Raw genomic sequence first — 12,538 nt, 5'->3', positions numbered from 1 at the left:
AATTTGCGTTCCTATAATTGACTAAGTAAGAGGAGGAACGTGATGATGAAGATTGCTGCACTCTATGATATTCATGGAAATTTTCCTGCGCTGAAAACGGTCCTTGATGAGCTAGATCGGGTGAGGCCGGACAGGATCATTATTGGTGGCGACATGGTTTCCGGGCCGATGCCTGTTCAAACATTAAACTGCCTTTTAAATTTGCGGAATAAAACAAACATCACATTTATTAGAGGAAATGGTGACCGTGAAGTTGTTGACGCATCAAAGGGAGCACCGTTGCTTCATATGTCAGAAGAAGGTCGAGTAACGACAAAATGGGTCGCAAACAGTTTAACAGGTAAACAACTTGATTTTCTTTCAAATTTGGACGATGTCACAAGTATTCATGTGGATGAACTTGGCGATGTACTTTTTTGCCATGCGACACCCGAGAACGATCACGATATTTTTACACCTTTATCGCCGAAAAAAAGAATCAATAAACTGTTCGCTGAAGTGGAGCAGTCCATCGTTGTGTGCGGCCATACGCATATTCAGTACGAAATGAAACTTGAGAAAACAAAAATTTTTAATTCAGGCAGCGTGGGTATGCCGTTTGCAAAACAGCCTGGAGCCTATTGGCTGCTCATCGATTCGGATCAAATCGAATTCAAACGAACCACATATGATTTTGAACAGGCTGCCTTAGAGATAAGAGAAGCACATAGTCCGGATGCGGAAGATTTTATTAATACAAATGTCATTCACGTTCCAAATGAAGAAAAGTCCATGATCTTCTTGGAGAATCTGGCGAATTAAATAGAAAAAAGCGTTCCAAATGAATCAATCAAATAAAGATTCGCGAGGGGACAAGATGACCGATACTGAATTAAAGGACAAGCTTATTGAAATCAAAAATAGTGATTTTCATGTGCCAGAAGGATTCTCTGATTTTGAAGCGGTTGAGTACGTAATGCGTGCTCTTCATTCCACAGATAGTGATTTAAGAGATGATCTTGGGTATACCATTCTTTCAAAATGGCTGATTGAGTTCAAGCTGCTTGATGGAAAGCAGCTCATGACGATTCTTAATCGAACACTTTCAGAACGGTTGCTTTTTTATGAAGTCGGTGAAGAGCTGTCGGATCACGTGTTTCTGAGATCCTTCTCAGCATTGCTTATTGCGTTGATTTTATATCGGGATAATCAAGAGCCTTTTATCGGTCGACAGGAATATATGGAGTTGCTTCGGCAGTTGAATCATTATTGTGCATTGGAAAAGGATTATCGTAGCTTTGTTGAAGGAAAAGGATGGGCACACGCGCCTGCGCATATCAGTGACGCGCTTGATGAATGTGCACAAAACCGATTCGTAGGAGAATCCGAATGCATCGTCATTTGGAGCAGCTTGATGACCATGCTTCGAAATGCACCGACCGTGTTTGATGCGGAAGAGGATGAACGAATGGCGACAGCGGTTCTAAGTATGGTGACTTCGAAAAAAATAATGGTCTCCGTACTGATTAAGTGGCTGCGCAATGTTGATTTACAGAAGCCAAATCAATCCGTTCATGCCTCAGCGTTTCGCAAGTATCTCATTCAAAGAGTGAACATGAAGCATTTTGTACGATGCGTCTATTTCAGACTGAAAAATGCTTCGTTGCTCGATCAAGAGGCAGACGATGCGCTTATGCATTTGGAGCATGCATTTAACCCTTATTTTTGATGGACTCGTCAACTTTGGCACGTTTGCTAAGATATATGTTGAAAAGGATACCGCACGCGCAGATTATTCCGCTTATGATGGAAAGCGGATTTTTTGTGTACAGCCAAAGAATGAACGAAGCGATTAAAGTGGCAGCGAACAAAAACCATAAGATGCACATAACAAAATTGCCAATGATCGTGTTCAGAGATTTCTTTTTAGGAGTCATATTTACTCATCCTTTTTTGTAAGGGGATACATAATAATTATATAGCAAATTAAATACGGTAGCTATTCCGATCTTGAAATCAGTTCACAGTTGAGTTTGCGCATGAGATTAAGTACACTTTAACAAGATACAAGAATGCGAGTTTTTGAGTTTATCAGCCGGGGGAGGAGCGTTTTGATGAGCCGTTTCATACAGCGAATAGTTCTAATTCTCATGGCATTGTTTCTTTTGACTCCCGCAGTCCCGGCACGCGCAGCTGACGGTACGGTACTGATCAGCAATGAATCTGCGAACGGCTACAAAACGGAAAGTACAGGGAACTTCAGTATTAATAATAAAAGCTATGCGAAAAACAAAAAGCTGCAAAGGGCCTCTTACCGGCTTGATTATGTGCAGCCGCTAAAGATTCGAGCAAAATATAATCCATTGAATCATACATCGCAAAAGAAAAAAAGCATTAAAGTGGGTTCGGGTAAAAAATTCTGGGTATCCGATCTGTCGACGGATAAGCGATACCAAATTACAGCGAAATTAAGCTACGTGGGTCAGCACACCAAGGTGTGGGTGAACGGAAACCAGCTGACAAAAAAGGATGCGGAAACGCTTGGTAAGACGTTTGATCAAACTATTTTTCCGCTGGACAATCGTTATTTCGGAGCACCCTCTGATGTGGATCACGATGGAAAAATTAATCTGCTTTGCTTTGATATAAAGGATGGTTCGGCGGAGCAAAATGGCGGTTTTGCGTCGGGCTATTTTGACCCAAATGATTTATATAATGGGAAGAAATCAAATCGTAGCGAAATCGTGTATGTCGATACGTATCCGTCGCTTGGTTCAAGCAAACATAAAAAAGTGTCGCTCGCTTATTCGACGCTGGTACACGAGTTTCAGCATCTCATCAATTATAACCAAAATGTGCTTGTTGAGAAAAAGGATGAGATGGACACATGGCTTGATGAAGGGCTGTCGCTTGCTGCAGAACAATTGTTGGCGAAAAAGCCGCTTGACGATCGAATTGATTATTATAATGAATCCAGCTCCATAGCGAATGGCAAGTCACTGCTTTACTGGGATGATTCTGGTGACAATTTGGCGAACTATTCACTCTCGTATCTCTTTGTGCAATACCTATATATACAATGCGGTCAACCGGATGATTTGTTTAAACGGATCATCCAAGATCCGCACAATAATTATCGGGCTGTCCAAGACGTAATTCATGATTATATCAGCCCGGCTATGTCTTTCGGACAATTCATGAGTAATTTTCGCAAAGCCCTTTATTTGAACCAGGCGGACGGCCCTTATGGCTTTCATGGAATTGCTGGGTTTCAACAGTTGAAAAAGAAGGTCTATAACGGTAAATCAAAAGCACCAAAGCTCAGAGGCGGCGGTGCGATCATTGTTAACAGTGCCGCATCGATCCCAAATGAAAAAGGTGCACCTATTACTTATTCAAATCTTGCTGAACGCCAGGAAGATCGTGATGCTCCAAGACAGCCGCGCATTGCTCCATTTGGAGATAAGGATTCACAGCTTAGAGGTAATTCAGAACCTGGAGCAGTCATTGCCATCGTCGGCAAAGCCGGATTATTAGCTAAGTGCAAGGCGGACGCCACCGGACATTTCCAAGCCACTATCGGAAGGCAGAAAGCCGGGACGGTACTTGATGTGTTTGCGGCGGATACCAGCGGAAACGCGGGCCAATCAAAGAAAATAACAGTTAAAGATCAGACACCTCCGGCGGAGCCAATTGTCTATCGTTTTTATCATCAGCAGTTGAAAATACAGGGAACAGCGGAACCTGGTGCACGTGTTACGGTTCGGTATGGCAAAAAAAAGCTTGGTGCTGTGGCTGCAAATACTCACGGTAAGTACAGTATTAAGCTGTACCAAAAACAAAAAAAGGGAAAGAAACTGACAGTTTATGCTCAAGATCGGGCGGGAAATAAAAGTCTTACTCGAACCTTTACTGTGTTTTAATAATGGGTTACTCATAAAAACGTAATAGTCGAACGTGTTTAAAAATTCCGGTGTAGAATCCGGAATTTTTTCATACACTCAAAAAGTATGGACGAATCGCAGAAAAAAAATTGGTCAATCCGGTTGTGAGAATTGAAAATGGGGTAAAGATAAGAGAATAGATTAGTGGCGAGATAAGGATGGTGTAGCGAACGTGAGTTGGTTTTCCAAAGACGCTGAACAGGTATTAAATGAGCTTCAGGTCAATCAAAGACAAGGTTTGACGGACGCGGAAGTACAGTCAAGGCTTGGAACCTATGGAGAAAATAAATTAAAAAGCAAACCAAAGAAAAGTATTGTTGCTCTGTTTTTTTCTCAGCTGAAAGATATGTTGATATACGTCTTGCTTGGTGCGGCAGTAATTACACTCCTCATTGGCGAATACACCGATTCAGTCATCATTTTGCTTGTTGTTATTCTGAATGCAATCATTGGTGTATTCCAAGAATTTAAGGCAGAAAAAGCGATTGAAGCACTTCAGAAAATGACGACACCGCGTGCGCTTGTTCGTCGAAATGGCGATGTCATTGAAATTGATTCAAAAAATATTGTTCCCGGAGACATTGTAGTTTTAGATGCAGGACGCTATATTCCGGCTGATCTTCGGTTGATCGAAAGCGTCAATCTGCAGATTGAAGAATCGGCTCTGACGGGGGAGTCTGTTCCGTCGGAAAAGAATGCCGCACATGTTTTTGAGGACCCCAAAACGCCGCTTGGCGATTTAGCTAATATGGCTTTTATGTCCACTCTTGTGACCTATGGGCGTGCGGAAGGTGTTGTTGTTGGCACAGGAATGAATACGGAAATCGGCAAGATCGCCAAGGGACTTGATGAGACGCAAACGGATATGACGCCGTTGCAGAAACGTCTTGCAGAGCTTGGTAAAACGCTTGGGTATATTGCCATCGGCATCTGCGTGCTCATTTTCGTTATTGCGCTGATTCAAAAGCGCGATCTTTTTGAGATGTTCCTGACCGCGATCAGTTTGGCTGTTGCAGCGATTCCGGAAGGGCTGCCTGCTATTGTTGCGATCGTATTGGCACTCGGTGTGACGCGCATGTCGCGGATCAATGCCATTGTGAAACGCTTGCCTGCAGTTGAAACACTGGGATCGGTCAACATTATTTGTTCGGATAAAACGGGGACACTGACGCAGAACAAAATGACGGTGCTCCACCTGTATACACATCGCAAATTTCTTGATGTGCCGAATGAAGGAACTGCGACAGCCGATGAGGGTACGGAACGAAAACTGATTCAAACGATGGTGCTGTGTACCGATGCCACACTTATTAATGGTGAGGGCACCGGTGACCCGACGGAAATTGCCTTGCTTGAACTTGGTGAAAAGTTTCATTCGCCGAAACGCGAATTGGAGGTGGGACATGCACGTGTGGCGGAAAATCCGTTTGATTCCGACCGCAAGCTGATGTCTACACTGAATAAGGAAGGCAGCCATTATCGTGTACACACAAAAGGTGCATTTGACAACATTTTAAAAATCTCTTCTCATGCGTTGGTTAATGGGGAAAAGGTTCCTCTGACAGATGAGCTAAAAGCGGATTACCTCAGAGCAGCGGAAGAAATGTCTGACCAAGCGCTTCGTGTTCTTGGTGCGGCATACAAAGATACCGATGAAATGATTGATGCTGATGTCATGGAAAAGGATTTGACTGTGCTTGGACTCGTAGGCATGATTGATCCGCCTAGACTTGAGGTTAAAGATGCGATCCATCAGGCGAAACAAGCAGGGATTACACCGATCATGATTACCGGCGATCATCAGCACACAGCAGCAGCGATCGCCATGCAGCTCGGTATGGCAACGTCACTGGCACAAACCGTTTCGGGCAGCGAGATCGACTCAATGACTGATGAAGAATTGAACGAAAAAATCGGTCATTATCGCGTGTTTTCACGGGTTTCTCCGGAACATAAAGTTAAGATCGTAAAAGCATTTCAATCGCACGGAAATATTGTTTCGATGACCGGCGACGGTGTCAATGACGCACCATCGCTGAAAAATGCGGATATCGGTGTCGCCATGGGAATTACCGGTACAGATGTTTCTAAAGGCGCGAGCGATATGATCCTGACCGACGATAATTTTACAACCATTGTTTCAGCGATTCGCGAAGGACGTAATATTTATAACAATATTAAAAAATCCGTTGTTTTTCTGCTCTCCTGCAACCTTGGAGAAATTGTTGCTATACTTGCTTCGGTACTCTTCTTCTGGCCGATGCCGCTTCTTCCGACGCAAATTTTATGGATAAACCTCATTACCGACACATTTCCGGCAATTGCGCTTGGCGTCGATCCCGGAGACAAAGATGTGATGAGTAAAAAGCCGCGTGATCCGAAGGAAAGCTTCTTCGCTGGAGGAGCAGCCATGCGGGCAGTTATTGGCGGATCATTAATCGGTATTCTGACTTTAGTCGCTTTCTACTTTGGATTAAGCGAACATGGCTACCAGCTGTGGTCCGGTTCAATTCCGGAAGATGTCCTGACCTATGCGGAAACAATGGCGTTTGTTGTGCTTGCCGTATCCCAGCTGTTCTACTCATTGTCGATGCGGAGCGCATCCAAGTCCATTTTCCAAGTGGGGCTGTTCTCGAATAAATATTTGATCGGCGCAATCCTGCTGGGGATTGTCCTTCAATTCGCTGTGATCTCCGTTCCGTTCTTGGCCGCAGCATTCCATGTTCAGATGCTGTCGTTGCAAGATTGGGTCATCGTCATTTTGTTCGCTTTAATCCCGCTTGTGGTCAATGAATTGATCAAGATCGGGATGCGCGCAAAGAGCAGGTAAGTTAAATAAATAAAATTGATTAAGGCAGGTAAGCTCCGTCTAGAGCATGCCTGTTTTTTTCTATGGTCGGGTCATGGTTTACGTATGACTGAGTTTGTTACGTGTTTGTTGAGAGTCTGTAAATCATATTGTTAGCGCAGTTTATTGATGTTTATAATTAAGTTGTTGAAGGACAAACGAATACTCAAATACATTCATAAACTGATTTATTCACAAACTTCTTAAAATGGTTGTTTCCTCTACAGAATCCTACAGTTTTACTCCATTATTGAAAATACGAAGCAGCCCTAAATCGGTTAAGTAAAAACAGCTGATAACAAACATTCATTTCGTTAAATCGGTAATGATTGAGCTATTCTCAATCTAAAGCTGAAGTCCAGAAAAATAGGAATTTCAAGTTAATAATATTTTAAGGAAGGGTGAACTTAATGGAAACTTTACCCGTCTGGGTATTGGTCATTTACTATTTGTTTTTGCTCACGTCTTTACTTGGCATACTCTTTTCCCTTTTTCAAAAGAAATTTATAGGCTACTCTTTAGTTGCGCTCCTTATGCTTTTAACAGCACCGTTAATGTTTTTGTGGATTGCCTTAGGACGTGCAGAAAGTTTTAATGAATTTGAATGGTTGATTAATCAGATAGGACGAGGATCAATTGCTGCCATCTATCCGGTTGCTGGTTTCTTATATCTATTTTTTTGGTGGGGTTTGATCTTAAAAACAAAGATAAAGTCAACTCAAGTCAGGTAATTATTCTATCTGTTGAAACCTCATTCAAGAAAATAAATTTATCTAATTCCATGATGAATCTTTGCAGGAGACCGTTTTGCTGCGCACAGCACAAATACTGAATAGACGAATTGGGTTAGTCAACATAGCACAAAGATGTCCTGTGCATGAGGCATTCAATTTCTTTTGCTTGTTCTTATGCTCGCGCCCATTCAGCAATTTGCCGTATGTTTTCCGGTGATGTACGGCAGCAGCCGCCAATAAGCGACGCGCCGGCTTTGAACCATGCTTTGGATGCTGATCCGTAACTTTCCTGCATTTTAGCCGCTTCCCATTGCTTGGTCAGTGGATGGTAGTGTTCACCGGAGTTTGGATAGACCACGATCGGCTTGTCCGTCACTTGGCGAATAACCTTGATCGCCGGTTCAACTCGATTCATTGCAATGCAATTCACGCCGATCGCCGTAATTTGATCAAAGGCGTTAAAAAAGGACACCGCTTCGGCAAGTGGAGTTCCGTCACACAGATGCGCATTGTCAGCGAGACTGAACGAGGGCCAGGCTTCTTCCTCGGGAAACTCATCCTTCAGCATGCCGGCCAACACTTTGGTTTCATCAAAATTGGGCATTGTCTCAAACGCGAACAGATCTGTTCCGGCTTCTTTTAACAACTGCATTCTCGAACGATGGAACATCCGATAGCCGGCGTCATTTAAGGCATAATCCCCTGTGTATTCCGATCCGTCGGCAAGATATGCGCCATAGGGACCAACACTTCCTGCAACGAGTGGATAGGGACGTGTTTGTTTTTGTTCAGCGCTAAGTCCTTCCCAAAATTCGGAGCGGGCCTGAATCGCGATGCTTACGGCATCTTGAATGAACTGCTCCGCCTCGAGTTCTGTATAACCGCTTTGCTGAAATCCGGCTAATGTTGCCTGATAAGTATTGGTCGTTGCGACATCGGCACCAGCTCGAAAATAATCCAGATGCACTTTTTTAATGCTTTCAGGATGGTCATGAATGGTGGCCGCTGACCACAGCTCGCTGTCGATCGTGATCCCCTGCTTCTCAATTTCAGTTGCCATTGCACCATCTAAAATGATTGGGGTGTATTGGTTCATCAGGTCACGGATACTGCTTCGCATAGGAGGCCTTCTTTCTGTCTGGCTTGATAAATCAGTCAGTAACATTATACAAAACTCGCCCCATCATTCAAAAATGGCATGGTAGAGGCGTTCTACACCTTCCTCGATTTTATCAACAGATAGGTTTGCAAAACCTAAAATAAAGGCCGGCCGCGCGTAGAGATAGCTGCCATCAAGGCAATAGGGCTTGAGATTATAGAGCTCTATTTTGGCTGCACGCGCACGTTCAGCGATATCATCAATTGTACGAGGTGTATCAAATTCTGCAGTGAAATGAAGACCGGCGTTTGCACCGTGCATCGTAATAGCTGAGTCAAAGCGCTTTTTCAATGCATCAATCAATTTCTTTTGCCGTTCAATATACACTTGTTTCATGTGTTTGATGTGCTTGCGGTATTCACCTGAATCAATAAATTGCTTCAAGGTCAATTGCCCCAGAGCGTTGCTCGTTGACATAATGAAGCTGCAGCGCTCTCTGTATTTTTTAAGCAGCTTTTGCGGAAGAATCATGTAACTCAAACGTAAACCAGGCAGCAGTGACTTGGAAAACGTGCCGAAATAAATGACTCGCCCGTAGCTGTCGAGGCCTTGGAGGGATGGAATCGTATCCGTTTCATACTTAAATTCACTATCGTAATCATCTTCAATGATATAACGATCTTCTTTTTCGGCAGCCCAATTCAAAAGTTGGATACGGCGCGAAATCGGCATCACAACACCTGAGGGAAACTGGTGCGACGGAGTCACATAGACAACGTTTGGATTGATTTGTTTGAGAAGATCAATAGAAATTCCTTTATTATCAAGCGGAATCGTTCTAAGACGTACCTGTTCCATCTGCAGTAATTCATACATGCGCCGGTAGCCCGGATTTTCCATCGCGTACAATGCGTCTTCCTGAAACAGGTGGCGAAGTATGTAGAAGAGAAACTGGGTGCCGCCGCCTAAAACAATCTGCTCCGGAAAACATTTCACACCACGAGCTATGGACAGGAAGCGGGCAATTGTTTTTCGTACCGAGTATATGCCTTGCGGAAAGCGTGATGAGTCATCGTTAAGCTCTAATCTGCTTAATTTCAGTGCGCGATGCTCACACGAAAACCAACTGTCAAATGGAAAGATTGATCGATCGACAGACATATGTGAAAAGGAAATCCAATCTTTTTTCGATTCTTTTTCCTCAACAAGATCAAGATCCAGTGATTGCGGGAGGCTCTGAGAAAGCGGGATCGTATCCAGTTTTTCAACGTAAAAGCCGCTTCGCTCAACAGCATAAATATAGCCTTCTTCGAGAAGCTGCTGATAGGCTCCGTTAACTGAGTTGACACTAACGTGTAATGTTTGTGCCAACTCGCGTTTGGAAGGAAGCTTTTCGTTTGGAAGAAAATGGTGAAGAAGGATCTCTTTTTTCAATTGTTTGTAGATTTGACGGTAAATATATTCTTTTTTAGTATCAGATTGAATGGTTAGTGAGATCATAGGCACTCCTGACACCATAATTATTTGAATTTTGATACTATACATAATACCAAAAAATTAGCAAAATATCTATTAAAGGAGTGAGAACATTGGGAAAGGAATTATTGGAAGGAAATCTAACAAAAGTTTGGCAGGATAAGCGCGATCAATTTGTTGCGGCTGCCGTCGGAAATGGGAATCGCCATATTGCGGCAAAGGCGGAAGGAGCGTTAGTAACCGATATTGAGGGCAATCAATTCATTGATTTTGCCGGAGCAATTGGTGTCCAAAACGTCGGACATTGTCATCCGAAAGTTATCAGTGCTGTAAAAGAAGAGCTTGAGCACTTTATCCATCCCGGCTTTAATGTCATTATGTATCCGGGCTATATTGAACTATGTCAACGCTTGTGTGAAATTGCTCCGGGAGATTTTACGAAAAAGGCACTTTTGCTTAACTCCGGCGCGGAGGCTGTTGAAAATGCTGTGAAAATTGCTCGTGCCTATACTGGCAGACAAGCAGTCGTGACATTTGATCGTGCGTTTCATGGCAGAACAAACTTGACCATGGGCATGACAAGCAAGGTAAAGCCTTATAAATTCGGCTTCGGGCCGTTCGCCCCCGAAACCTATCAAGCGCCCTATCCTTATCCATATCGGAAACCGGAAGGAATGTCTGAAGAGGCGTATGACGAGTATATCATTGACAAGTTTAATTACTTCTTTTTAAGCAGTGTTGCTCCGGAAATGGTTGCTTGTATCGTGATGGAACCTGTTCAAGGTGAAGGCGGGTTCATTATTCCGTCGAAACGTTTTGTTACGTACGTACGCGATTTCTGTACCGAGCATGGGATTGTATTTATCGCTGATGAAATTCAAGCCGGTTTCGCTCGAACAGGAAAAATGTTTGCCATTGAAAATTTTGATGTGGCTCCGGATCTTATGACCGTATCCAAATCGATTGCTGCAGGATTCCCACTTAGCGGTGTCGTCGGAAAAGCGGAACTGTTTGATGCATGCGATCTAAAGGGATCCCTCGGCGGCACCTATTGCGGCAGCCCGATCGCTTGCGCTGCTGCATTAGCCGTTCTCGATATTATTAAAGAAGAACATCTTATTGAACGAGCAGAAAAAATAGGCGTGATCATTGAAGAACGGGCGAAAGAGTGGGCACAAACCTATTCATTTATCGGTGACTTTAGAAGACTTGGCGCCATGGCAGCCGTTGAATTTGTTAAGGACAAAGGGACGAAAGAACCGGATAAAGATCGGGCCAAGAAAATAGTTGCCTATGCCAATCAGCATGGTTTGCTTCTTCTTGATGCCGGATTGAAAGGCAATTGTATTCGCTTCTTATCGCCGCTGACGATTACTGAAGTCCAATTAGCTCAGGGATTGGATATAATTGAAGAAGCACTGGAAACTGTAAAATAAAAAAGGTGCATAGATTTTTCTAGCAATGACTAGTAGAATTCAAAATATGAATAACTGAAAATTGTATTTAATTATATAACTTAAATAATTCAATAACTGGGGAGGTCTTTTTCATGAAACGTTGGTTTATGTCAGCACTTATTCTTGTATTGCTCGTCGGTATTCTTTCAGCTTGTGGCTCAAGCAGTTCCAAATCAGGCAGCTCTTCTTCAAGTAAAACGACAGACACATTGGCGGCGGCAAAGAAAAAAGGAGTCCTTGTCGTGGGGTCTTCAAATGATGCGCCGTTTGCTTTCATTGACCAGAAGACGAAAAAATTCACCGGTATCGACGCTGAAATCATTAAAGAAGTTGCCAAACGTTTAGGAATTCCAAAGGTTGAAATGAAACAGACAAAGTTTGAGAACTTGCTCCTCGAATTAAACAATAAGAATATCGATCTCGTGACGGATGCTATGTATATTAACCCGCAAAGAGAAAAAATAGCGAAGTTCACAACAATTTGGTATACAGAGGGCGAAGCGTTCGTTATTCCGAAGAATTCACCGATTAAAAGTGTTAATGACCTGAAAGATAAAGTGGTCGGCGCACAAAAAGGAACAGCATTCTATGACTTTGCGAACAAGCTGAAAAAAGAAGGCAAAATCAAACAAATTAATGTGTTCGGTTCTCAAGCCGATTTGCTTCTTGCGGCAAACACAGGAAAGATTGATGCATTGGTAACTGATGGTGCCGTTGCTGCCTATAGCTTGAAACAAGATCCATCGCTGAAATTAAAAATTCTTGATCCGTATACACCGCAGGCTTCCGGAAACATCGGTGCTGCTGCAAGAAAGGGCGACACGAAGCTGGTAAACGCGATCAACAAACAAATTAATATTTTGAAAGAAAACGGATTTATCAAGAATCTATTGAAGAAATACGGAATGCCTGATAACTATTACGTGCCCGTTCAAAAATAAAACTAAAATTGATTGAATCAGAGTTATTCTTTCAACAAGACTAACTCTGATTTCTGCTAT

Annotated in this window: 9 protein-coding genes; 7 read left to right on the top strand and 2 right to left on the bottom strand. The window is 43.0% G+C overall.

Annotated elements, in window-relative coordinates; genetic code table 11:
* Positions 1 to 42 precede the first annotated feature (42 nt).
* The 5 genes from NOM01_RS07220 (at position 43) to NOM01_RS07200 (ending at position 7,502) form a co-directional block, all read left to right on the top strand.
* Positions 43 to 801 carry a metallophosphoesterase family protein gene (locus tag NOM01_RS07220; RefSeq protein ID WP_255747661.1) on the top strand — a complete coding sequence of 253 codons (759 nt, stop codon included), beginning with the start codon at positions 43 to 45 and terminating at the stop codon, positions 799 to 801.
* 55 nt (positions 802 to 856) lie between these two features.
* Positions 857 to 1,708 (top strand): DUF2785 domain-containing protein, encoded by an 852-nt coding sequence (locus NOM01_RS07215; RefSeq protein ID WP_255747659.1) that lies wholly within the window; start codon positions 857 to 859, stop codon positions 1,706 to 1,708.
* A gap of 385 nt (positions 1,709 to 2,093) precedes the next feature.
* A complete protein-coding gene (locus tag NOM01_RS07210) occupies positions 2,094 to 3,902 on the top strand; it encodes an Ig-like domain-containing protein (protein WP_255747657.1) in 1,809 nt (602 codons plus the stop codon).
* A gap of 193 nt (positions 3,903 to 4,095) precedes the next feature.
* A complete protein-coding gene (locus tag NOM01_RS07205) occupies positions 4,096 to 6,753 on the top strand; it encodes a calcium-translocating P-type ATPase, PMCA-type (RefSeq protein ID WP_255747655.1) in 2,658 nt (885 codons plus the stop codon).
* A 428-nt stretch (positions 6,754 to 7,181) separates the two neighbouring features.
* A complete protein-coding gene (locus NOM01_RS07200) occupies positions 7,182 to 7,502 on the top strand; it encodes a hypothetical protein (protein ID WP_255747653.1) in 321 nt (106 codons plus the stop codon).
* Between the two features lie 175 nt (positions 7,503 to 7,677).
* Here the strand turns inward: NOM01_RS07200 and mmuM are convergent, their stop codons facing one another.
* Positions 7,678 to 8,625 (bottom strand): homocysteine S-methyltransferase, encoded by a 948-nt coding sequence (gene mmuM / locus NOM01_RS07195; protein ID WP_255747652.1) that lies wholly within the window; start codon positions 8,623 to 8,625, stop codon positions 7,678 to 7,680.
* 63 nt (positions 8,626 to 8,688) lie between these two features.
* Positions 8,689 to 10,104 (bottom strand): MocR-like transcriptional regulator GabR, encoded by a 1,416-nt coding sequence (gabR, locus tag NOM01_RS07190; protein WP_255747651.1) that lies wholly within the window; start codon positions 10,102 to 10,104, stop codon positions 8,689 to 8,691.
* An 89-nt stretch (positions 10,105 to 10,193) separates the two neighbouring features.
* Between gabR and gabT the strand changes: the two genes are divergently transcribed.
* Positions 10,194 to 11,516 (top strand): 4-aminobutyrate--2-oxoglutarate transaminase, encoded by a 1,323-nt coding sequence (gabT, locus tag NOM01_RS07185; RefSeq protein WP_255747649.1) that lies wholly within the window; start codon positions 10,194 to 10,196, stop codon positions 11,514 to 11,516.
* 113 nt (positions 11,517 to 11,629) lie between these two features.
* The gene (locus NOM01_RS07180; protein WP_255747648.1) at positions 11,630 to 12,478 is read left to right on the top strand and encodes a substrate-binding periplasmic protein; all 849 of its coding nucleotides are present in this window, start codon (positions 11,630 to 11,632) and stop codon (positions 12,476 to 12,478) included.
* The last annotated feature ends 60 nt before the right edge of the window (positions 12,479 to 12,538 follow it).

Source organism: Sporolactobacillus sp. STSJ-5, from assembly GCF_024385605.1.
GTDB lineage: Bacteria > Bacillota > Bacilli > Bacillales > Sporolactobacillaceae > Sporolactobacillus.
The sequence above is the reverse complement of the archived record's forward strand: the minus strand, read 5'-3'. Positions and strand labels throughout refer to the sequence as shown.

Coding starts and splice junctions, on each gene's coding strand:
- NOM01_RS07220 (WP_255747661.1), top strand. CDS start 43: ATGATGAAGATTGCTGCACTCTATGATATTCATGGAAATTTTCCTGCG.
- NOM01_RS07215 (WP_255747659.1), top strand. CDS start 857: ATGACCGATACTGAATTAAAGGACAAGCTTATTGAAATCAAAAATAGT.
- NOM01_RS07210 (WP_255747657.1), top strand. CDS start 2,094: ATGAGCCGTTTCATACAGCGAATAGTTCTAATTCTCATGGCATTGTTT.
- NOM01_RS07200 (WP_255747653.1), top strand. CDS start 7,182: ATGGAAACTTTACCCGTCTGGGTATTGGTCATTTACTATTTGTTTTTG.
- mmuM (WP_255747652.1), bottom strand. CDS start 8,625: ATGCGAAGCAGTATCCGTGACCTGATGAACCAATACACCCCAATCATT.
- gabR (WP_255747651.1), bottom strand. CDS start 10,104: ATGATCTCACTAACCATTCAATCTGATACTAAAAAAGAATATATTTAC.
- NOM01_RS07180 (WP_255747648.1), top strand. CDS start 11,630: ATGAAACGTTGGTTTATGTCAGCACTTATTCTTGTATTGCTCGTCGGT.